The organism is Streptomyces sp. NPDC057697, from assembly GCF_042799335.1.
GTDB lineage: Bacteria > Actinomycetota > Actinomycetes > Streptomycetales > Streptomycetaceae > Streptomyces.
Map to the genome: position 1 here is coordinate 34410 of NZ_JBHVJA010000013.1, position 22127 is coordinate 56536.

At 71.7% G+C, this 22127-nt stretch carries 18 protein-coding genes and 1 pseudogene; 7 read left to right on the forward strand and 12 right to left on the reverse strand.

Annotated elements, in window-relative coordinates; all coding sequences use genetic code 11:
• Positions 1–90 precede the first annotated feature (90 nt).
• The 3 genes from ACFVFH_RS28400 to ACFVFH_RS28410 all read right to left on the reverse strand — a co-directional run bounded on the left by ACFVFH_RS28400 (position 91) and on the right by ACFVFH_RS28410 (position 6791).
• Positions 91–5013 (reverse strand): DNA-binding protein, encoded by a 4923-nt coding sequence (locus ACFVFH_RS28400; protein WP_383773743.1) that lies wholly within the window; start codon positions 5011–5013, stop codon positions 91–93.
• Positions 5010–5876 (reverse strand): DUF4132 domain-containing protein, encoded by an 867-nt coding sequence (locus ACFVFH_RS28405; RefSeq protein WP_383773745.1) that lies wholly within the window; start codon positions 5874–5876, stop codon positions 5010–5012. The genes ACFVFH_RS28400 and ACFVFH_RS28405 overlap by 4 nt, the downstream gene beginning before the upstream one ends.
• Positions 5877–6119: 243 nt before the next feature.
• Positions 6120–6791: a hypothetical protein gene (locus ACFVFH_RS28410; RefSeq protein ID WP_383773747.1), complete on the reverse strand. Its 672-nt coding sequence runs from the start codon at positions 6789–6791 to the stop codon at positions 6120–6122.
• Positions 6792–7460: 669 nt separating this feature from the next.
• Here ACFVFH_RS28410 and ACFVFH_RS28415 point away from each other — a divergent pair.
• A complete protein-coding gene (locus tag ACFVFH_RS28415) occupies positions 7461–8930 on the forward strand; it encodes a M1 family metallopeptidase (protein ID WP_383773749.1) in 1470 nt (489 codons plus the stop codon).
• Between the two features lie 64 nt (positions 8931–8994).
• Here the strand turns inward: ACFVFH_RS28415 and ACFVFH_RS28420 are convergent, their stop codons facing one another.
• Entirely contained in the window at positions 8995–10968 is a 1974-nt protein-coding gene (locus tag ACFVFH_RS28420) for a trypsin-like serine protease (RefSeq protein WP_383773751.1), read from the reverse strand.
• Positions 10969–11070: 102 nt separating this feature from the next.
• Between ACFVFH_RS28420 and ACFVFH_RS28425 the strand changes: the two genes are divergently transcribed.
• Positions 11071–11640, forward strand: coding sequence for a hypothetical protein (locus ACFVFH_RS28425; RefSeq protein WP_383773753.1), 570 nt, complete (start codon positions 11071–11073; stop codon positions 11638–11640).
• Between the two features lie 63 nt (positions 11641–11703).
• On the opposite strand, the gene arr is transcribed toward ACFVFH_RS28425, so the two are convergent.
• Both arr and ACFVFH_RS28435 read right to left on the reverse strand, forming a co-directional pair.
• The gene (gene arr, locus ACFVFH_RS28430) at positions 11704–12114 is read right to left on the reverse strand and encodes an NAD(+)--rifampin ADP-ribosyltransferase (protein ID WP_383773755.1); all 411 of its coding nucleotides are present in this window, start codon (positions 12112–12114) and stop codon (positions 11704–11706) included.
• 163 nt (positions 12115–12277) lie between these two features.
• Entirely contained in the window at positions 12278–13411 is a 1134-nt protein-coding gene (locus tag ACFVFH_RS28435) for a glutathione-independent formaldehyde dehydrogenase (RefSeq protein ID WP_383773757.1), read from the reverse strand.
• Between the two features lie 180 nt (positions 13412–13591).
• On the opposite strand from ACFVFH_RS28435, the gene ACFVFH_RS28440 reads away from it, so the two are divergent.
• Complete coding sequence (locus tag ACFVFH_RS28440) at positions 13592–13783, forward strand: hypothetical protein (protein WP_383773759.1); 192 nt, start codon at positions 13592–13594, stop codon at positions 13781–13783.
• Between the two features lie 44 nt (positions 13784–13827).
• On the opposite strand, the gene ACFVFH_RS28445 is transcribed toward ACFVFH_RS28440, so the two are convergent.
• The 4 genes from ACFVFH_RS28445 to ACFVFH_RS28460 form a co-directional block, all read right to left on the reverse strand.
• Positions 13828–14703: a carbohydrate ABC transporter permease gene (locus ACFVFH_RS28445; RefSeq protein ID WP_383773761.1), complete on the reverse strand. Its 876-nt coding sequence runs from the start codon at positions 14701–14703 to the stop codon at positions 13828–13830.
• Between the two features lie 3 nt (positions 14704–14706).
• Complete coding sequence (locus ACFVFH_RS28450; RefSeq protein WP_383774082.1) at positions 14707–15621, reverse strand: carbohydrate ABC transporter permease; 915 nt, start codon at positions 15619–15621, stop codon at positions 14707–14709.
• A 32-nt stretch (positions 15622–15653) separates the two neighbouring features.
• Positions 15654–16919, reverse strand: coding sequence for an ABC transporter substrate-binding protein (locus ACFVFH_RS28455; protein WP_383773763.1), 1266 nt, complete (start codon positions 16917–16919; stop codon positions 15654–15656).
• Positions 16920–17476: 557 nt separating this feature from the next.
• Positions 17477–17965, reverse strand: coding sequence for a hypothetical protein (locus tag ACFVFH_RS28460; protein WP_383773765.1), 489 nt, complete (start codon positions 17963–17965; stop codon positions 17477–17479).
• 172 nt (positions 17966–18137) lie between these two features.
• On the opposite strand from ACFVFH_RS28460, the gene ACFVFH_RS28465 reads away from it, so the two are divergent.
• The 3 genes from ACFVFH_RS28465 to ACFVFH_RS28475 all read left to right on the forward strand — a co-directional run bounded on the left by ACFVFH_RS28465 (position 18138) and on the right by ACFVFH_RS28475 (position 20503).
• Positions 18138–19352: a sensor histidine kinase gene (locus tag ACFVFH_RS28465; RefSeq protein ID WP_383773767.1), complete on the forward strand. Its 1215-nt coding sequence runs from the start codon at positions 18138–18140 to the stop codon at positions 19350–19352.
• Between the two features lie 50 nt (positions 19353–19402).
• Positions 19403–20053 (forward strand): response regulator, encoded by a 651-nt coding sequence (locus ACFVFH_RS28470; RefSeq protein ID WP_383774084.1) that lies wholly within the window; start codon positions 19403–19405, stop codon positions 20051–20053.
• Positions 20054–20179: 126 nt separating this feature from the next.
• Positions 20180–20503: a hypothetical protein gene (locus ACFVFH_RS28475; RefSeq protein ID WP_383773769.1), complete on the forward strand. Its 324-nt coding sequence runs from the start codon at positions 20180–20182 to the stop codon at positions 20501–20503.
• Between the two features lie 192 nt (positions 20504–20695).
• Here the strand turns inward: ACFVFH_RS28475 and ACFVFH_RS28480 are convergent, their stop codons facing one another.
• Entirely contained in the window at positions 20696–21196 is a 501-nt protein-coding gene (locus tag ACFVFH_RS28480; protein ID WP_383773771.1) for an NUDIX hydrolase, read from the reverse strand.
• A gap of 217 nt (positions 21197–21413) precedes the next feature.
• Between ACFVFH_RS28480 and ACFVFH_RS28485 the strand changes: the two are divergent.
• A pseudogene (locus tag ACFVFH_RS28485) lies at positions 21414–21542 on the forward strand (TetR family transcriptional regulator); the annotation flags it as partial.
• A gap of 104 nt (positions 21543–21646) precedes the next feature.
• Here ACFVFH_RS28485 and ACFVFH_RS28490 read toward each other — a convergent pair.
• A complete protein-coding gene (locus ACFVFH_RS28490) occupies positions 21647–21955 on the reverse strand; it encodes a hypothetical protein (RefSeq protein ID WP_383773773.1) in 309 nt (102 codons plus the stop codon).
• Positions 21956–22127: the final 172 nt, after the last annotated feature.

The following is a 22127-nucleotide window of genomic DNA, read 5'->3' on the forward strand; positions in this document are numbered from 1 at the left end:
CCGGGGGCGGGCGCGCCGCGCCGTGCTGACGTCGGGCGGCCGGTCAGCGGCGGCACGGGAGCCTGTCGGCTGCCTGGTGGTGATGGTGTGTCAGCGGCGGCGCTTGGTCCGCCGCACCTTCAGTTCCTCGAAGCGCGGGAGGTCGCCGTCGAGGACGCGCTGCCAGGCCCGGGTGAACAGCTCCGCGACCGGTTCGGTCGGCACCAGGACACCCAGTGCCGGCCGGCTGCCCGGGGCCGCCCCGTACATCGGCAGCTTCCACTGCTCCACGGGCAGGAGCGGCGCCGAGTGCTCCGCCCAGGCGCCCGGCAGGAACATCGAGCGTCCCGCCCGCGCCCGTACGGCCGACACCACCAGGTCGGTCTCGGTCAGTTCGGCCCGTGCCTTCCTGAGACGGGCCGGCTTCCACCCCGTCCACCGCGCGGTGTTGCGGTCCGTCGGGTCGGGCATGGCCAGCAGCATCAGGTACAGCGTCGCCGCGTCGGCGGTCAGACCGCGCGCCTCGGCGACTTCGGCCACCCGCTCGGGCACCGAACGGGACGGATCCTGCGGCCACCACAGGCCCTCGTCGTCCGCCGCGCCGGCCGCGGGCGCGCCCGGGTCGGCCAGCAGCCGTGCGAACGCCGGGTCGTGCGCCCACCGCAGGGCCGCCTCGGGATCGGTCGGCTGCTGATCGGCGCCGCGCAGCGCCACCAGGTACGGGTCGGATCCGGTGGAGTCCAGCAGGACGGGCCGTACGGCCGGCCGGGGCCGGTCGTCCTGGGTGGCCATCAGCACCGCGCCGTACCGCTCGTGGTCCGGTGCGGTCTCCGTCGGGGCGCCGGCCACCTTCCGGAAGTCCGGGAGGCTGGTGTAGTGCCCGACGGAGAGCAGCAGTTCGGGTGCCGCGAGACGCCGGCGCACGGCGGTCAGCGCACTCGGCAGCGCCGCGCGTACCGGATCGCCTGCGGGCAGCCGGTGGGCCAGCCAGGCCGTCAGGGCCATCGAGCCGACCAGTACCTCGGAGGTGAACGGCGCGTCGGCGGGGGATGCCGTCGCCGGGTGATCGCCCTCGATGCGCCACGGCACGTCGAGCGCGAGCTCCGGCGACGACGCCGGTTCGAGCAGGGCCGGCAGCGCCCGGTGCACGGGCCAGCCGCTGGGCGTGGCGCGCGCCGCCTCCGCGACCAGCCAGTCCGGCACCTGTCGGCGCCGTCCGACCTTCTCGTTCCACACGGCGGCGGCCGATGCCACGTCCGGGCCCTCGTTCCACAGCCGTGCCGGGTCGTCGGGCAGGAAGGCCGCGAGCACCGCGCGGCGTGTCTCGACCGGAAGGGCGCGCAGTTCGTCGCGGGCGTGGCCCGCCTCGGCGACCTTCAGGCCGAGCTCCTTGCGCAGCTCGGCGGGGAGGAAGTTGCTCTCCCAGCTGTCCACGTAGGGCATGCCCACGAGGACGATCCGGGCCAGCGCCCGGGTCACGCCGGTGAGTCGGCTGAACTCGTCGGCGGCCTCCGGCAGGAAGGGCGCCGCCTCATGGGACCGTGCCTCCCGGAGGAAGCCGGTCAGCCAGTCGGCGCCGCGCCCCCGGTCGCCCACCGGCGCGGCGTTCTTGAGGGTGTAGGGGCCGGGCACCTCGAAACGACCGCTCGGGTCGTGGAGCAGCGCGCCGAACTCCCAGCCGTCGTCGACGCCGGAGTTGTACTCGGTGAAGCCGAGCGCGGCTCCGCCGCCCAGGGGCAGCACGCTGCGGTGGGCGACGCTGCGCCGCTGGCCGTCCGGCGTGTGCAGGTGGGGCGTCGGCAGGTGGACCAGGACGCGGCGCCAGTGAGCGGCGGAGGCGGCCGCGGAGGCCAGCCCCAGCGCGTCCACCCGGCCGAGTATGCCGAGCAGGGCCGCCCGGTGCGCCGGGTCGCTGCCGGGTGCGACGGCCCGGTAGGCGAGCGCGGCCGGCTCGTCCAGGAGCGAGACGAACGGCAGTCCCGAGTAGGGCAGCGACGGCAGGTCGAAGTGCAGGAGGCCCGGCAGCGCCGTGGCGTCGGTGTCCGTGCGCACCGACTCCAGGGCCTCCAGGTAGCACTGGGTCACGTCGGTGTCCGCGCCGTAGCGGTAGTAGCCGGTGTGGACGATGCCGTCCAGCGCCTTGGCGAGTACGTGGTCGCTCGGTCCCTGGACCCGGGCGTCCGTGGGCTCGGCGGTGAGGTCGAGCCGTGCGGCCACCGCGTCCAGCGCCTTCTGCTGCTGTACCGCGAAGCGCAGTACCTTCACCACGCCTGCGATCATCTCCGGTGCCGTGACCTGCGGCAGCGCGGTGCTCACCAGCTCGGGCAGGTCCGCCACCCGCTCCACGAGGGCGGCCGCCTTCAGCAGGAGCCCGGCCGACTCGGCGTCGGCGCCCCGCAGCGCCGCCGACCCCCGCGGGTCACGGGCGCGCAGCATGTGCAGGTACGGGAGCGGCGGGAGGGCATGAGCCGCGGTCGCGTGCAGCTCGCTGCGGTGGTCGAACTGCACCGAGGCCGTGACGGTGCCCTCCGGGTCGCTGAGCGACAGCTCGCGCCACTCCTGGGTGAGCGCCCGGGGCCGGTCGTCGCCGGGGAACGTCAGCGCGGCGACCGGCCTGCCGGCGCCCCTGGGAAGGGTGACGGACCGTCCGGTGGTGTCCTCGCCGTGGTAGCCGCCGCCGGGCAGCCGCACGACCCGCCAGCCGAGGAGCCCGTCCGGGGACGTCCCCTGGGCCGAACCCCGCACCTCCGGGGCGGGCAGCAGCCGGCACGAGACGGCCACCAGCTCGGCCCCGGGGGCGTGCCGCGCCGACGCGTCGGTGAGGAAGCCGGGCTGCGAGCGCCGGCCGTACGCGCCGCCCACGGGGTCGTACTCCTGCCAGCCGCCCTCGTCCGCCCCGTCGTTGTTCTGCCACACCCAGTACGACGTGCCGTCGGACAACAGGGCGCGCTCCGCGGGCAGCTTCGTGTCGCCGCTGTGGAGGACCCCGCTGCCGGTGGTGCGGCCGCCGCCGGGCAGTTGCAGGCTGAGATGGTCCGAACGCATGGCCCAGGGGCTGGTGCCGGTGAGGGCGAAGACCGTGTCGGGTGCGGTGTGCCAGTAGCCCTGCGGCTCACCGCGGCCGTACGTGCTCCAGAACACCAGCAGCGCACCGTCCACGTAGTGGAAGCCCCTCCGCCACACGGAGGTGCCGGGCACGCGCAGATCGTGCACGAGAACGGTGGAGTCGGCGTCGATGACGCGTACCTGCGTCGCGTTGGCCACGATCAGATACGGCCAGGCCTCGGCGACCGTCAGTCCGTCGGTGCTGTGGGGTCCCGGCGCCAGCTCCGTCAGCGCCTCCTCCCACGCCGGCCAGCGCAGCTCCTCCAGGAGCCCGCCCCGCAGCGTGCGCGCCACGGCCTCGCCGAGGTCGGCGGCGGCAGCGGTCGCGACCTCCTGCGGCGCGAGCGCGAGCGCCTCGGAGGGCAGCCAGGAAAGCCGCTCGATCGCCTTCGGCAGTCCGGGCAGACCGGCCGCCACCGACGAGGCGGCCACCTCGCGCATCCATTCGGTGAGCATCGGGCGTCCGCCGGGCGAGGCGGCCAGCCGTCGCATCACGTCCGCGCCGGAGGACGCGTTGCTGTAGCCGTTGGCCTCGCGCTGGAAGGCGGGACGGAAGCGCGGGTCGGCCGCCAGCGCGACCAGGTCCCTCGGCTCCTCGCCGCACGCCCAGTCCGACAGGCCCAGGGCGTCGGTGCGGTGGCGGGCGGGCTTCTCCTCGGGGTCGGCGACCGCGATCTCCAGCGAGAGCAGGAGGTCCAGCAGGTTCACGTCCTCGACACCGATCCTCAGGAACCGCTCGCCCTCGGGCCGCGCCGCCAGATCGGCGCGCAGCCGGGGGGCCGCCCGCTCGACCAGTTCCAGCAGGGCGGGCGGTGTCGGGCGCGGTCCCCAGCCGCGGTGCCGGGCGCCGTGGAAGCGCTCCAGCCAGCCCGCCGCGCCGTCCGGGCACTGCTCCTCCTGCGGCAGGCCGGCGTCCGCGAGACCGGCGTCGGCCCCCGAATCCGCCAGGACGCCGAGCCACAGCTCGGTCATCTCCCCGCTGTCCCCGGGCGGAATCATCGACAGCAGCGTGCCCCGCACGGACGGAACGCGCCGGGCCAGCGCGATCAGCGCGGCGCGGTGCGACTTCCACCAGCCGACGGCGGCGCGCAAGGTGGCGGGGAGCGGGAGGAGTTCGGCGAGGTAGTCCTGCTCCGCCTCGGCGCCGGACAGGGCCGCGGCGCGGGCGAGCCGCCTCAGCTCCACCGCGGCCTGGGCGGACGGCGCGAGACCGCCGGCGGTCCGGCGCACGCACAGCCGCCGGAACCGCTCGTACGCCTCGGCGGGCGCGAGCCGGGCCGACAGGTCCTTGCCGTAACCGGTCAGGACCTTCACCGGCAGCGCGCCGGCCAGGGCGAACTCCAGGAACAGGGCGTCGAGCCGGTCCTGGTCGACCGTCAGCCCGTGCTGCGCCTCACTCGCGCGGGCACGGCCGAACAGCTGTCCGGCGTATGTGCTGTTCTCGACACCGAGGAAGATCCGCGCGGCCTGCTCGTAGAAGACGGGCAGGAAGTGCGGGACGGCGGAGGCGAGCCGTCCGGCCAGCTCGTGGCAGGCGTCCAGGGCGGCCTTGGGCTTGGTCTTGGCCTGCCGGGCCAGCCGGTCCAGCTCCGGCACGACCGCAAGGGCGTGGTGCCCGTCCTCGGGGTGGTGCACCAGCACCCACTCGGGGAAGCCGAGCTCCTGGCGCCGGCCGAGACCGACCACGGCGGGCTCGCCCTCGGGCTCCAGTCCGAGGAAGCCGGCGGCGAGGTCCTCGGCGGGGCCCAGTTCGGCCGCGGCCAGCCGCACGACGGCCCGGCCCTCGCCGAGCACCGGGTGGCGATAGGCCCGCGCGGTCAGCTCGACCGCCGAGGGGCCCGCGTCCGGCACGTCGGCCGGAAGGACCGCGCCTGCCGCGAGCAGTTCCTCGTTGTCCTTGTTGCTGTCGTTCCCGACCGTCCCGCTCACGCGTCCCCACCCTTTTCGATCGTGCGGCCGGCGTACAGCGCAGCGGCCATGCGCATCCCCTCGGACCAGGCCACCGGCCCGACCTCCGTCAGCCGCACCGCGCGGCCGTCCTCGTCCTGCCAGCTCAGCCCGCCGGTCTCGGACTCCCCGTCCCAGTACGGCTCGCCGATCCACACCGACGCCACCGTGCTGCGGCCCCCGTCGCGCACCTTGCACGTGGCGTAGCCGCCGGAGACCCGGTAGCCGAGGCCCGTGGCGCGCGCCGCGAGACCGAACCGCGAGGCGAACTTCCCGCCCGCGTAGTCGCGCACCTCCGTGGCCGTCTCCGGGCTGCCGGCGTCCGGGCCGTCCGGCCTGGCCCAGGTCGCGCGGTGGATCTGCTCGACCTTCTGGGCGATGCCGAGGTCGGCCGCGAAGTCCCGTACGTCGTCCAGGTCCGGCAGGAGCACGGGGTGGGGAAGCGTCACCGTGCGCGGCGAGAGCCGCACGGTCTCGCCGTCGAGGTCGACCACCTTGAGCTCCCCGTCGCCGGTGACGTCGCGCAGGAAGCCGACCTCGTCCGGATCGTCGCCCACGACGGCCATGTCGCGCAGCGCCGCCTGCCACGCCTCGTCCGGCCACACCCGGGCGATCAGCTCGGTCGGAACCGGCAGCGACGACACCATCCAGGCATCCACCTGGGCCACGCACGAGACCGCGTGCCGGTCCAGCCACTCGGCCAGCTGTTTCAGCCGGTCGACCTCGGGACTGTCGCGCAGGGCCTTCGGCAGCGTCTTCAGCTGCCTCCCCCCGGCGCGCCGTGCCACCACACGTCCGTCCTCAAGGGTGATCTCATACCCCTCACCCGCTGTCAGCCACGCCATCAGCCGTGCCCCTCCGCCTGTCCATCAGATGTCAGCGCAGCGCGAACCAGGGACCGCGAAGCCCCTGAACTGCGATATGAGGGGAGACTAACGAGGGCCACTGACAGAGCGGGTCGGCGCATGGTGCCCTCGGACCTGTCTTCGAACTGCCGCCTGCCGTGCGGTGCCCGGCGGAGGGCGACGCCGGTTCGGCGGGGGCGGGCGGCGCCTCACGGCAGGACCGGCGCGCTCACGGGAGGTCCTTCAGCGGCCGAGGGCCCGTCGTACGGTCAGGCCGTGGTGCTTACGCAGCCGGTGCAGTTCCCAGCACGACAGCGCGGTCACCGACACCGGAGCACCCAGCAGGAACACGATCCGGGCGACGGCGGGTACCTCCGCGTTCTGGTTGTTGATCACGTCGAGCGCGGCCATCACCCACACCAGCAAGGTGGCGAGGAGCGGCGGCAGCACCTCGTGGATGTCGGCGGTGCGGAACACGTGCATGAGGCAGAGCGCGATCCCGTACAGGGCGAAGCCCAGTGACCAGGCGCAGAGGGTGATGAGGACGACCATTCCCGGGGTTCCGATGGCGTCGCGGAAGCCGGTGGTCTGCGGGTCGGGCGCCACGGCGAGGGGGAACGTGGCCATGGAGCCCATCAGGGCCGCCACCGCCCCGAAGGACTTCAGGGACCGGCGCAGGTAGAGCCCGCGCAGCGCGCCCTGTGCGGCGAACACGAACAGGGCGATCACGAACGGGAAGGCGCACACGAGGACGAGGGTGCTGATCCAGCTCTGGTCGAACTTGTCGTCCGCGACGCTCCCGACGCCCTCGGCGGTGTCGACCGGCTTGTACGACATGACCAGCACGAGCCAGGCGGCGATGCCGAGCCCGGTCCGCCACATCTGGATCCTGCGGACCGTCAGGTCCTCGACCATGTCCGGGCGCGAGGGGCGGAAGGCCCGCTGGGCGGCGTAGAACGGGTTGTAGACGCACTTCAGGATGCGTCGGCCGCGCGTCAGCGGTGGCCGGGGCGGGGGCGGGAACGGCGGCCGCGGACCGCCGCCGTGCGGCTGTGGCGGGTACGGGCCCCAGCCCGGCGGATGTCCCGGGTGCCCCTGCGGCGGGTAGGGCCCCGCGCCGGGACCGCCGGGGTACGGGAGGGGTCCCGCCCCGGGGTAGGGCTGCGGGCCCGGCCCCGGGTAGGGCCCCGGGCCCGGTGGCCCGCCCGGTCCGGGGCCGGGGGCGCCCGACGGACCCCAGTGACCATTGCCGCTCGTGCTCATGCCGTGTACCCCCGGTGTTTCGGCCTGTGCCGTGCGCGGCCCGGTGTCGGGGCCCGCGCCGTGCGGGGCGCGGCGACCGCCCGCCCCGCGTGCGGCGAGATCCTACCCATCGCGGAGGCCCGGAAGTACGGGTTCCGCGACCCGGCCGGGCCCCTGCGGCAGGGACGTCGTCCGTGACGGCGGGGACCGTCGCGGTGGGAACGGCCGTGCCCGTGAGCGCCCCGGAAGAATGGTCTTCGGACTTTCTCCCGTGCCGAAGCAACCAACGGACGGCTCCGGCTTTCTGACGTCTCGCGCCCCGCGATCGACAGGAGACACGAAATGACACCGCATACGGTGGGGAACCGCCGGTCCCGGCCCGCGGTCCTGGGCCGTCTGTCCGGCTGGGCTCCGGCCACGGCACTCCTCCTGGCCGTGACGACGTCCTGCACCGGCTCGGCGCCGGGAAACGGTGACGTCGCGGCCGGCACGCCCGGTGCGGCCGGAGTGGGGGACCGGCTGTTTCCGGCACTCGGCAACGGCGGCTACGACGTGGTGCACTACGGGCTGACGCTGGATTACGTACCCGAGACCAACCATCTGAAGGGCACGGCGGTCATCACGGCGCGGGCCACCCAGGATCTCAGCCGCTTCGACCTCGACCTGTCGGGGCTGCATGTACGCACCGTCACCGTGCAGGGCGCCGAGGCCGAAGTCGCCCGCTCGGAGGACGAACTGGTCGTGACACCGGCGAAGACGGTGAAGGACCGCGAGGTCTTCAGGACGGTGGTCGGCTACGACGGCACACCGCGCACGCTCAAGGGCGACGACGGCAGCCTGGAGGGCTGGCTGGAGACCGACGACGGGGCGACGGCCCTGGGTCAGCCGTCCGGCTCCATGACCTGGTTCCCGGGCAACCACCACCCGTCGGACAAGGCCACCTACGACATCACCGTCACCGTGCCCAAGGACGAGGACGGCGACCCCTACGACGTGATCAGCAACGGCAGGCTGGTCGCGGAGAAGGACAGCGGCCGGACGGTGACCCGGCATTGGCGCGTCGAGGAACCCATGGCCGGCTATCTCGCACATGTTTCCGTCGGCTACTTCGAGATCCACCGGGGCAGGACGGACGACGGCGTGCCCGTCCACATCGCCATCGACCCCGACGAGGCCGAGGGTTCCGCCGATGTCGCGGACCTGGTGCCCGAGATCATCGGCTGGGCCGGCCGACACTTCGGTCCCTACCCCTTCTCCTCGGCCGGTGCCGTCGTCGACCACCTGCCCGGACTCGACTACGCGCTGGAGACCCAGACCAGGCCCTACTTCGGCGCGGCCCCCGACGAGACCCTGCTCGTGCACGAACTGGCCCACCAGTGGTTCGGCAACTCCGTGACCCCGCGCACCTGGAAGGACATGTGGCTCAGCGAGGGCCTGGCCACCTACGCGGAGTGGCTCTGGGAGGAGGAGCGGGGCGGCAGGAGCAGCACGGAGATCTTCGGGGACTTCTACGACGGCACGGACTCCGAGAGCGAGGGCATCTGGGCGTTTCCGCCCGCGGATCCGCCGAGCGCGGGGCGCGTCTCCGACCCGCCGGTCTACGGGCGCGGGGCCATGGTCGTGCACCAGGTGCGCAGGGCCGTGGGTGACGCGGTTTTCTTCGACATCCTCCGGCTCTGGGCCCGGCAGCACCGGCACGGCAATGCCGACACCGGCGAGTTCATCGCCCTGTGCGAGAGCAGGTCCGGGAAGGACCTGAGCGCGCTCTTCGACGCCTGGCTCTTCGGCAGGAAGAAGCCCTCCCGGGTGTGAGGAGGGCGAACGCGGAGCAGGGCCTCCCCGGAGGGGAAGGCCCTTCTCCCATCGGCAGGAGGACCTACGCGGGCGGGTACACCAGCGTGATCTCGCGGCTCAGCCCGCTCTCGTCGGCGTCCGGGTACATGGACACCTCGCCGTCGGACCACCGCACCAGGAAGTCGTCCGGGTGGCGGTTCTCCGTGTAGTCACCGGCTCCCAGGACGGTGGCGTGCGTCCAGAGCCGGTTGGGCTTCTTGACCTGGGTCTCGCCGTGGAAACCGTTCTGGTCGATGTCCTTGTAGAGGGTCAGTTCGCCGTCCGTCCAGCGCACGATGAGGTCGTGCTGGTCGTTGCCGGTGAAGTCGCCCGACGTGATGGTCGAGGCGTGCGTCCAGGTGCCGTTGGGCGCGGCGAGCTTCTTCTCGCCGTGGAAGCCGTCGCGGTTGACGTCCGTGTACAGGGTGACTTCGCCGTCGCTCCAGCGGACCAGGAGGTCGTCGGCCCACTTGTTGGTGGTCGTGTAGCGGCCCCCGGTGAGGGAAGTGGCGTGCTTCCAGAGGTCGTTGGGCTTCTGTAGCTGTATCTCCTCGTGGAGCCCCTTCTCGTCGACATCGGGATAGAGGGTCAGTTCGCCGTCCGTCCACCGGACGATGAGGTCGTCGCGGTCGGCTCCGGTGAAGTCGCCTGCGGCCATGGTCGCGGCGTGCTTCCAGGTGTCGTTGGGCGCGGCGAGACGGATCTCCTTGTCGAAGTTGTCGGCGTCCTCCCCGGCGCCGCGGTACAGGGTCAGTTCGCCGTCGGACCAGCGCACGATCAGATCGGAGTAGTCCCAGGATCCCGGGTTGCCGTCGGTGAAGTAGCCGCCCACCATGACGTCGGCGTGCTGCCAGGTCTCGGCCTTGCCCAGGACGCCGCGGCCCGCCGGCTGGCGGTTGTTGACGGCGTCGTCGTACAGCGCCTTGGCGTCGCCGTCGAGGTAGGAGCTGTAGGAGATGTCGTCCTTGTCGCCGCCCGTCTTCCAGCCGCCGATGACGCCGATGATGCCCCAGCCGCTGCCCCGCTCGACGAGGAACGGGCCGCCGGAGGCACCGCCCGAGTACTTGTCGCAGGCGATGCGCAGGAAGCTGCCCGGGATCTTGGGATCGGTGCTGTCGTACCGGACCGTCTTGTCGGTGCAGTCCAGCGGGCGCTTCTGGTTGGCCGGGTAACCGATGAGCCGGACGGGGTCGTGGTCGTACCCGGCGTTGATCATCAGCTCGGCGCCGCCGACGACGTCCTCCACGTTCTTGCCGCCGCGCGGTTCGAGCTGCAGGAAGTTGAAGTCGAGGTCGGCCGCGGCGTCCGGGCCCTTGGCCAGGTACCGCTTGTCGACGTAGATGCGCCCCGGCCTGACCGTGAAGGAGCCGTGCGGTTTCTTCCCGTCGTCGTACTGCGGGACGAACGCGAGGTTCTTGCGCGCGTCCTGGTCGTCGAAGCAGTGACCGGCGCTCATCACGATGTTCTTGCCGGGGCTCTTGACGACGGTGCCGCCGCAGAAGCGGCCGGTCTCGGTGCCGTCGTTCCAGAAGAAGGTGCCGACGACGGGCAGCCCTTCGAACGGCCGGCTGGCGGCGCGTTCCGTCCTGGCCGGAACGGGGAAGTGCTTGGCCTCCTGCTCCTTGACGGGCTTCGCGGCCCGCATGCGCTCCGGAGTCCAGTAGTCGTCGGCGTCGGCGGGCGTGAACCCGCGCGCGTCGTCGTCCCCGCCCGCCGGGACGGGGGTCGACGGAACGGGAGACTCCTCCGCCGGAACGGAGGGCGACGGCTCGGAGGACGTCTCGGACGGCGCAGGGGTCGGCGAGACGGAGGACGCCTTCGGCCGGACGGAGGCCGACGGAACGGAAGGCTGCTCCGGAACGCCGGACGGCGAAGCGGGCAGCCGCTCCGCCGGGATGCTCGGGGTGACGTTCCCCGAAGGAGTCGGTTCGCCCTGGTCGGCGATGGCCGGAAGGCCCGGCAGTAGAATGAGTGCCGCGGCCCCCGCCGCGGTACCCAGCGCTCTGCGTAATCTCATGGATTTCCCCCACCTGAAAAGCGACGCACACCAAGCCTTCTGGCGTGACTGCGTCAAGGTCAGTCAAGATCGTAGAACCACTACCGGTACGGGGAAACGCATATGATCAACTTCACACGTTCGTCCGTCGTCCGTTGCGGACTGGCCGCGATTGCCCTGCCGTTGTTGTCGCTCGGACCGGCCGGGGCGGCCCGTGCCGATCAACTCCCCTTTCCCGAAAAGGGGTACGACTCCGTCGGTGGGCCCGCGGCATCCGGCGAGGTGGTGGACCTCACGGTCAAGGAACGCCCCGGCAACCCGCACCCGACGTCGGTCGAGGTGTCGAGTCCCGCGCTGACCGACGGCACGGCGCTCGGTGACACCGGGAGCGCCTGGGTGGGTGCGGGCCGGATCAAGAAGACGGCGAAGCCCGGAACGTATCCGGTGACCTTCACGCTCCGACACACGAATGCCGACTGCGTGACGGAAAAGGACCGCGACTACGTGTGCGACTATCCCGCGATCGTCCTGCACTCGAAAGTGACGGTAGCGAAGCGGGACGAGGGCGTGGCGCCGGACGAGGGGCCCGGGTTCGGCGGCGGACTGGCCATCGGGGCCGTGTCGGGCGCCGTGGCGACGCTGGCGGTGGGCGGGGTGCTGCTGCGCCTTCGCCGACGCCGGCTCCCGTCCTGACCTCCGGAACGCCGCCCTCAGCGCCAGCCGGTGCCGAACGGCTCCGTTCTTCGCTTCAAGGGCTCAGTTGATGATCTCGGCGCGCTCGTCCTGAAGGGTCGCGGCCAGCCGGTCCCGCCACATCTGGAGGGCTTCGGGGGTCTGCCGCGTCCAGTCGGTGACCTCGCGAACGATCCGGAGCGGTTCCCTGCTGCGATAGGAGCGGGTGGGATTGCCGGGAAACTTCTTGTCGGTGACGTTCGGATCGTTCTCGAACTCGCCGGTCGGTTCGACGGCGTACACGCGCGGTGTCCCGTCACCGGCGGCGAGTTCGGCCGCGAGTCCCGCGCCGTCGCGCAGGGCGGTGAAGTAGATGTGGTTCATCACGATGTCGGGCCGGTAATTGGAACGGAAACCGGCGGTGAGGTGATCACCGACCTGTAGTTCGGCCTTCGTACCGTGGAAGAACGGCCCTTTGTCCAACACCTCGTCCATTGCCGCAGATTACCAAACGGGGCCGCCGTGACGACGGGCTTCCCGGAAGAGCACGGACGCCGACGCTCCTGGACACGCACGGGCTCGTGGACCGTCCCGGGCGTCCGGCGGCCGCCGCCCCGCGCACGGCGGCCGCGACCACCGGCCGCTGCCGGGCCTGCCGCTACGGGTGCAGCACGACCTTCGTGTAGCCCTCGATCCGCTTGTCGAACTTGTCGTACGCCGAGGGCGCCTGGTCCAGGGGCAGTTCGTGCGAGACGACGAAGCTCGGCTGCGCGCGGCCCTCGATGATCATGTCGCGCAGATACCGGTTGTAGCGCTTCACGTTGCACTGCCCCGTGCCCATGCGCAGGCCCTTCTCGAAGAGCTTGCCGATCGAGACGAGCAGCATGCCGTGCTTGGCCTGTTCGTCGGGGCCGCCGGGGTCGGACGGTACGTAGAGGCCCGGCACGCCGAGCGCCCCGGTGGCCCGGACCGTACCGACGAGCGAGTTCAGGACCGTCGCCGGTTCCTCGTGGCCGGTGCCGCGCGCCGCCGCCTGGTAGCCGACGGCGTCGATGCCCTTGTCCGTGCCGATGCCTTCGGTCTGGTCCTTGATCTGCTCCACGGGGTCGCCCTCGGCGAAGTTGACCGGAACCGCACCGATCTCGCGGGCCTTTTCCAGCCGCTCGGCCACCCGGTCCACGACGAAGACCTTCTTCGCGCCGCGCAGCAGGGCCGAGTAGGCGGCCATGAGCCCGACCGGCCCGCCGCCGTACACGGCGACGCTCTCCCCCGGGCGGACCCCGGCGAGTTCACAGCCGTGGTAGCCGGTGGGGAAGATGTCGGCGAGCAGCATGAAGTCGGTCTCGTGCTCTTTTCCTGGAGGCAGCTTCAGGCAGTTGAAGTCGGCGTACGGAACGCGCAGGTATTCCGCCTGACCGCCCGGCCAGGGCCCCATGGCGACATATCCGTAGGCGCCTCCCGCAAAGCCGGGGTTGACGGTCTGACAGAATGCGGTGAATCCCTCGACGCAATTGGTGCAGAATCCGCAGGCGACGTTGAAGGGCATGACCACGCGGTCGCCCGCCTTCAGCGAAGTGACGCCCGGACCGGTTTCCTCGATGATGCCCATGTTCTCGTGGCCGAAGACGATGCCCGGTTCGGCCGCGGTACGGCCCTCGTACATGTGCAGGTCCGATCCGCATATCGCGGTGGACGTGACCTTCACGATCACGTCGTTCGGGTGCTGGATCGTGGGCTTCTCGACGTCTTCGACCGCCACGGTGAACGGTTCCTTGTATACGACGGCCTTCATGGCTGCCACCTCCGCTCGGTGATGTTCGCTTTTTCACCCGCCCCCGACTGCCGTATTTCGCGTGACTCATCTCTCATGATTCTCCGGCTTGAGCAGATGGACAACCCGGTAATATCGCAATGAATAGATGAATATCCACTGCCCTGATATTGCACCGAAATCGGAAAGGGAGGGCTCTGCGTGGCTGCGCAACGCCTCGGGACCCTGCTCGTCCCCGTGCCCGGCCTGTCCGGCACCACGTACCCGCCCGGAACGGCGGTGACTGTCCGCGGTCGCGGCGCGACTGTCGATGCCTTCGTCGACGGTGACTGGCTGCCGCTCTCGTGGTGGGAGTTCTGCGACGGCCTCCGCGAGGACGTCGTCGACCGCTGACCCCGGGGCGGGCGGTGGTCCGCGCCGGCGCCCCGGGCGCTTGGTCATTCGTCGATGCCGGAGCGTTCCGCGCCCGCGACGATGTGGCGCTGGAGCACCAGGAAGACCACCAGCAGGGGCAGGATCGAGACGGCCGCCGCGATGAACAGCTCGTGCAGGTTGACCGTCTGCGCCGTGGTGAAGGTCGCGAGGGCGACCTGCACGGTCCAGGAGTCGCGCTGCTGGCCGATCACCAGTGGCCAGAGGAACGAGTTCCACGAGCCGATGAAGACGATCGCCCCCACGGCGGCGAAGACCGGCCGTGTGTTGGGGACGACGATCCGCCAGTACGTACGCCAGTGGCCGAGCCCGTCCACCCTGGCCGCGTCCTCCAGCTCCCGGGGGAAGCCGAGGAAGTACTGCCGGAAGAGGAAGGCCGCGAACGCGCTGAAGAGGGTGGGGACGATCAGTCCGCGCAGGGTGGAGATCCAGCCGAGCGACGACACGAGGACGAAGCTCGGGACGAACGTGACGGCGGCCGGGATCATCAGGGTGACCAGGAACGCGTAGAAGACCTGGTTCGCGTACGGGTACTCGATGCGGGCCAGCCCGTATCCGGCCGTCGAGGCGAGCAGCAGGGTGCCGACGGTCGTGAGGACGGCGATCACGGCCGAGTTCCACAGGGCGTGCAGCATGGGGACGCTGCTGTCGTCGAACAGTTCCCGCAGGTTGCCCCAGTGGAGGCTGTGCGGGAAGAACGTCCAGTCCGCCCCGGTGATGTCCGCCTCGGCGGCCAGACCGTTGCGCACCAGCAGGTAGAACGGGACGAGGAAGAGCGCGGCGAGCGCGATGAGCAGCACGAGCCGCAGTCCGCGCGCGAGCCGCCGGAGGGCGGGGGCCGTCAAGAGGCCCGTCGGCCGGTCCGTCGAGTGCTGTCGCATACGTCAGTCCTCCTGGCGTCCGAGGCCGAACCAGCGTGCCTGTACCACCGCCACGACCGCGATGATCAGTGCGAGGATGACCGCCCCCGCGCTGCCGAGGCCCAGGTCCTGGCCCTGTCCCAGCGCCAGGTAGTACAGGTACACCAGGGGCGGCCTGGCGTAGGGCGGGTAGCCGCGTGCCGTCGACAGCAGGTTGTAGAACTCGTCGAAGGCCTGGAAGGCGTTGATCACCAGGAGCAGGATCACGGCGACGGAGGTCGCCCGCAGCTGCGGGAACGTGATGTACCTGAAGACCTGCCAGCCGGGGCGGGCGCCGTCGACGGCCGCCGCCTCGTAGAGGGTGCGCGGGATCCGCTGGAGTCCGGCCAGCAGGATCACCATGTAGAAGCCTGACTGGAGCCACAGCCGCACGGTCACGATGACCAGCCAGTACCAGGGCGGGCTGGTGGTCGACAGCCAGGCGACGTCCGAGCCGCCGAACCAGCCCAGCACCGTGTTCGCCAGCCCGAACCGCACCCCGTTGAAGATGGACAGCTTCCAGATCATCGCGGCGACGACGTACGAGCAGGCGGTCGGCAGGAAGAAGACCGAACGGAAGAACGCCTGGGCTAAGCGCAGCCGGGCGACCATCAGGGCGAGGGCGAGCGAGAGTCCGTAGGTCGCCGGAACGATGAAGAGGGAGAAGACGACGAAGGTGACGAGACTGGAGGTGAAGGCCGGGTCGCCGAGGATCGCGGTGTAGTTGTCCAGGCCCACGAAGTCGGTCGGGGTCACCGTGTTGTGCGCGTCGAAGAAGCTGAGCCACACGCTCCACAGCAGCGGTACATAGGTGAAGAGGGCGAGCCCGGCGGCGAAGGGGCCGACGAAGACCCAGAACCACAGGTAGCGGTTCTGGGGGCCCAGCAGTCGCCGTCCCAGTGGTTCTCTGGCCCCCGCAGCCGTCCGGGGGGCTATGACCGCACCCGCTTCAGCTCGGCGTTCGCCGTCGCGACGACCGCCCTGATCTGGGCCTCCGGGTCGGCGCCTTCGGTGATGATCCGGCTCAGGGCGTCCTGGTAGGCGGTCTGGCTCCGGTCGGTCCACAGCAGGGGCTGCGCGGAGCCGTGGTCGGTGGTGAAGTGGACCGCTTCGGCCGCCGCGCCCTTGGCGAGTCCGGCCGCCTTCTTCGCCAGCGAGATCCGGGCGGGGATGTGGAAACCGTAGGACAGCGCGAAGTCTTCCTGGTAGTCGGTCCGTTCCACCCACAGCCACTTCACATAGGCCTTCGCCGCGTCGACGTGCCCGCTGTGCGCGCTGACGGCCGCGCCGTAGGCACCGACCGGTACCGACGGCCTGCCGTGCGCCCCGTCGCGGGGGAAGGGCAGGACGCCGAAGTCGTCGCCCAGCGCCTTCTCGATCTGCGGGAGGGCCCACAGCCCCGTCCACTGCATGGCGGTCAGGCCCTGGAGGAAGGCGGACGGGTCGGACCAGTCGGTGGGGGCGCCGAGCAGCAGGGAACCGTCCTTGCGGAGCCGGTGCAGTTTGCCGAGCGTCCGGGCGGCCTGCGGGTCGTCGAATCCCACCGCTCCGCCGGAGGTGACCAGTTCCAGGCCCGCGGCGCGCAGCGGGGTGGCGCCGAGCACACCGGCTCCCCCGTCGTTGCCGAGGAAGAGGCCCTTGACCTCCTTGGTCGTCAGGGCCTTCGCGGCGTCGATCAGTTCGTCCAGGGTCCGCGGCGGCCGGACACCGGCTGCGGCCAGCAGACTCTTCCGGTAGTAGAGCATCTGCATGTCGATGGCCTGGGGGATCCCGTAGACCTTGCCCTCGTACGTCTTGGGCGTGAGGACCGCGGGGTTGAAGTCCTCACGTACGCCGTCCAGCAGGCCGGTGAGATCGGCGACCTGTCCGCCCCGGATCTGGTCCAGGGTCGGACTGCCCTCGAAGACGTCCGGCGCGTTCTTGGTCAGCAGCGCCGCGGCGGTCTGCTGGTCGTAGTTGCCGGGCCGCCATTCGATCGTGACCTCCGCCTTGCGGTACGCGGCCGCGTACCGTTTCACCGCCTGTTCGGTCCCGGCCTCGCCGTACTGGTGGTACCACTGGTCGAGAGCGGGGCGATCGCCCGTCCCGCCGGCCCGGCCGGTGTTGGAGCCGCAGGCGGCGGTCAGGACGAGTGCGCCCGAGGCGGCCAGCAGACGCCGGCGGCTGATGCTGTTGGCTGTGATGCGTGAGGGGGGCATGGTTCATCAGTGTGGCGCCGATACGTGTACGAGTTGTTGCCCGTCCGTGAAACGGCCAGTTTTGGCCGCAGGGGCAGTGCGATCAGGGCCTTCGGCGGTCACATACGGCCAGGGGTGTTCAGACCGTCGTCGACATGTGGCGAGGGGTTTGGGCTCGGCCCCGGCCACGAGACCGTGCGGGGGCCCTGGTGCCGGCCTTGCCGGAACCGCGGGGGGGGGGGGAGGGAGAGAGAGGCGAGGGCGTATTCCAGCGAGGGCAGGACGAGGCCGGTGGCGGCGCGGGCGGAGGTCTCCCGGCCACCACGCGGCGGGAGTTCGCGTCGCGGATCGCGGAGAGCAACAGCGGTTCCTCGTCGGTGGGGACCGTCGTGAGGTCGGTGGCCCACAGCCGTTCGGGTCCGGGCGCGGTGAAGGCACGCTGGACGAGGTCCGGGGAGAGGATGGCGTCCGGGCCGCGGGGCGACGTCCTGGCCGGCCCTCTCCCGCAGCGGGTATCCAGGTTCGTTCAGGTGGCGCGGAGTCCGGCGGCGCGGGCGCGGGACCGCGAGGGCGGCTCGTCACTGACTGTCCGCCGGAGCCTTCGTGTGCGAGCCGTCCGGACCGGCGGCGCACGGGTGTCCGCGTAGCGCGATCGCCGCGCACAGGGCCGCGAGGGGGAGTTCCGCGGCCACGGCCATGGCGACGGCGACCGCCAGCTCCGCCCCGGGGGCGGCGGTGGCGAGATCGACGCAGGTGTCGGCCAGAAGGAGCACCGCCGCCGCGGCGGCGGGCGCACGGTGACGGTCGTCCGCCCGCAGCAGGCGGTGACCGGCGGTCAGCAGCGCGAGGGCCTCCAGGGCGTCGAGGGCGACCCAGGCCGCGGACTCGGCGGGCGGCAGGGAGCCGGCGAGGTAGCCGAGCCAGGGCAGCAGGGCGAGGCCCGCGCCCGTGAGCACGAGGCCGTTTCGGCGGCGGGCACGGCCGGGAGGGGCGGCGGCGCCCCGGGCGGCGTCGGCGGTACGGCAACCGCCTCCGGGAAGGCGTGGGCCGAAAGCGGCAAGGGTCACTGCGTTTCCCTTCGGGTGTCGTGTGCCCGGTTCCGGGCTCACGACCAACCCTCCGATGTCGACCGGCCGGAGTCAGTAACACCGCTTTCCCTCCTGAGGTGGCACCAGTTGCACCCCAGGGACGGACAGCAGTTTCATGGCGCGCCCCGGGGCGGGTGCCTACGGTGGGACGATGAAGATCCCGCCCCGGACATGGCGAACGCTCACCCGCCTGGTCCGAGACGTCTCCTTCCTCGCGCTGGGGGTGCCGCTCCATCTCGCCATGGGGGTCGTACTGTTCATCGCCTTCGGCCTCGCGTGGAAGACGGTCGAGGGCAGGGACGGCAACGCGCCGGTGGCCCTGGCGATCGTGCTGGTGCTGGCTGCGTTCTGCGTGCCGGGGCTGACGGCCACCCAGTACTGGCGCTTCCGGACGCTGCTCGGCATCGGCATCCGCCGTTCGGGACGGCACCGGCCGTGGCGACGGATCGGCTACCACTGCCTGGCCGGGGTGGTGCTCGGCACACTTGAGGGGATCGTGGTCGGGCTGTTGCTGACCGGTGTGGTCGCGTCGCTGGCCACCGTGTGGGTGTACGCGCTGCCCTGGCAGTGGCGGATCGAGCACCTCGGCTACTCGACCCGGGCGGTGTACGTCTCCCTGGCGGGGCTGCTCGTGCTGCTCGCCGTACCGGGTGCGGCCGCCGCCCTCGTACGCCTGGAGAGCCGGGTGGGGCCCGCCCTGCTCGGTCCCGGCGGGAAGGAGGATCTGGCGCGACGCGTCCAGGACCTCACCGAGAGCCGGGCCGGCGCGGTCGACGCGGCGGACGCGGAGCGGCGGCGCATCGAACGGGATCTCCACGACGGCGCGCAGCAGCGGTTGGTGTCGCTGGCGCTGAACCTGGGCCTGGCCAGGGCCACGCTGGTGGATCTGCCGCCGGAGGCGCGCGAGGTGATGGACGCGGCGCACCGGGAGGCGATGGAGGCCATCGAGGAGCTGAACGATCTGGTACGCGGCCTGCACCCCGCGGTGCTGGACGAACTCGGTCTGGACGCCGCCCTTTCGGGACTCGCGGCCCGCGCCCCGCTCCCCGTACGGCTGAGGGCGGACCTGCCGCGACGACCGGCACCGGCGGTGGAGGCGGTCGCCTACTTCGTGGTGTCCGAGGCGCTGGCGAACGTCGCCAAGCACGCGCGGGAGGCGACCCGGGCGGATGTGACGGTCACCCTGCTGGGCGGAATACTGCGCGTGGTGATCGTGGACGACGGCCTGGGCGGAGCCGACCCCCTCGGGGGGAGCGGCCTCACGGGGCTCGCCCAGCGCGTACGGTCGGTCGACGGAACGTTCCGGATGAGCAGCCCCGTGGGGGGACCGACCATGGTGAGTGTGGAGTTGCCGTGCCAGAGCTGAGCAGTGACACCACCGGTCCGGGACGGGACGGGACCGGCAGACGGTGCGCGGTGATCGCCGAGGACTCCGTGCTGCTGCGGATGGGGCTGGTCAGGGTCGTGGAAATGGCCGGTTTCGAGGTGGCCGCGGAGGTGGGCGACGCGGAGGGGCTGCTGACCGCCGTCGAGGAGCACCGGCCCGACCTGGCCTTGGTGGACGTCCGTATGCCCCCCGGCTTCACCGACGAGGGAGTGCGCGCGGCCCTGTCGATCCGCCGCAGCCGGCCGTCGACCGCCCTGCTGCTGCTCTCCCAGTACGTCGAAGAGCGCTACGCGGCCGATCTGCTCGCGGCCAACACCAGCGGTGTGGGATATCTGCTGAAGCAACGTGTCGCCGACGTGGAGGAGTTCGTCGACGCGCTGCGGCGGGTGGCGGACGGCGGAACCGCACTGGACCCGCAGGTCGTCGCCCAACTGCTCGTGCGCCGGTCCAGCGACCCCCTGGACCGGCTGACGGCCCGTGAGCGGGAGGTACTCGCCCTGATGGCCGAGGGCCGCTCCAACGCGGGCATCGCCGCCCGACTCGTGGTCGGCGAGAGCGCGGTCGCCAAGCACATCAACAGCATTCTCGCCAAACTCGATCTCTCCAGGGACGACGCCGACCACCGCCGGGTGCTGGCCGTGCTGCGCTTCCTCGGGGTGGGTGCCCGGCCCGGTCGCTGACCCCGGGGCCCGGAACACTTCCCAGGGGGTGTCCGGCACATGCCCGCGGCGTCGCGGTGTCCGGCGCTCACGTGTCGGACACCCCCTGGTGGCCCGGGTCCGGGTCCGGGATTCGTCGTTGGCCGGGTGCGAGTCGTCGGGGAAACCCCGCTCGCAGCCCTACGCCGGAAGCTGCACGAAGAGGTGGGCCTGGCCATCGGCACCGGCCCGCCCCATGTGTGGCACCAAGAAGTCGTCGCTCCCGGGCATGCGGAGAGTTACGACGGCGTGGTCGACGACTACTTCCTTGTCCGCGCCGCGTCGTTCCACCCACGCGGCGCCATGACGGGTGATCAGCTCGCCGCCGCGAACATCAGAGGTCTCCGCTGGTGGCGGTCACAGGACATCGGCGACTACAGCGGTCCCGACCTGTTCTCACCCCGCGCTCTCGCGACTCCCCTGCCCCCCTGATCACCGAGGGCGTCCCCGGCGACCCGGTGCATCCTGGTCTGTGAGACGCGCGCCCGTCAGCCCTGCTCGTTCGCCCGCATTCCCGGCATCCACATCGGTGCTGCCGTCATGCGGCGGCGGGCCGCAGCCGAGGACCGGCGCGGCCACACCGCCGAAGTCGGCGGTCGACAGGTCTCCTGAGGACGCGCTCGGTCAGCCCGTGCGGTCCGTTCCGCTGCGGACGAAGCCCAGGTCCACCGGCGTCGCCGGTGCACCGTTTTTCCGTACGTCGGCGAGCAGTTCGGGCAGCTGTGGCGGCCACAGCGGCTCGGTGCCACCGGACAGGTCCTCCGGCGACCACCAGCGCCACCGGAGGATCTTGTCCGCGGCATGCGAGGCGGCGAGATCGCCGACCGGATCTCGGCGGGGGCCGTACGCCAGAAAGATGTGTTCGTGCTGGCGGACAGGGACACCCGCCCGGGTGAAGTCGTGCTCCCAAAGACACAGCAGGGTGCCGTCGAGCTCGATATCGGTCCATCCGGTCTCTTCGCACAGCTCACGCTCGGCTGCTTGTCCCGGCGTCTCGCCCGGATCCATCCCGCCGCCGGGCATCGCCCAGTGGACACCGACTTCCTCGTTGTCATACCGGAACAGAAAGATCGACCCCTCCGGGTCCAGGACCGCGACTCTGGCTGCCTGTCTGGGTATCCGCATGGGGTCAGCCTGCCAGTGCCGGACACCGCTGTCGAAGAGGTCGGCGGTCCGGGCATTCCAAGAGGGCATTCCAAGAGGGCATTTCGAGAGTTCCTCTGCCCGACTCCGCCATCAGGCGCGTTCCAGGAGCGCTTCCGCTCCCGCAAGCCGGCACTCGGCGACTGCGCACGGCCCTGCGGCCGAGCGCAGGCTCTCGTCCCAGTCGTCGAACAACCGCACCGGGCGCCGTGAGCGCAAGAAGGCCCAGACCCGCCGGTCTCCGGCCGACGCCGCACTTGAGCTCTTCCTTGAGCGCGGCTACGACCAGGTCGGCGTCAAAGACGTCGCCGGCTGGGCTCAAGCCGCCAGTCGGCAGTCCGGATCATCGTCGCCCACGGCCTCGAACGCGACGTCCGGGCGGCGCGGCAATCCCATCGGTTCCGGCGCGGATCCCGGGGAGCGGTCGCGGAGTCACCTCGGTGTGCGGCCGTGCTCGTCGACCGGCCACTCAAGGGCTTGGTAGTCGGGCGAGGGATGAACCAGCTCGGGGTGGTCCGCCGCGTACCGGTCCCCATGGATCGCCCGCATCGCCCAGTGCCATGCCTCGTCGTGAAAGATCAGCCCGCGGTACGGCGCCTCGGCCGGTTGGTACGGGTAGCGCTCCAGCGCGGCTTCCCTGGCCTCCTCGGGCGTCAGCCCGCCGTGCTGCCGCATGACCCAGGCGTAGCCATGCCGCTCGGAGTGCAGGCAGTCAAGGTACTCGGCTTCGTCCCATGTCACGGCTCAACGGTAGACGGGTCGCCGAAGGGGCGACGGGCCGCCCTCGGAGCCGGGCCGTTCTTCGATCGGAGCGGCTCGCATCCGGCCCGCCCGCAGGGCTGCCGCTCGGTCTTCCCCTTCGACGCCATCAGGCGCCGACGTCACCCTTCGACGCCATCAGGCGCCGTCCGAT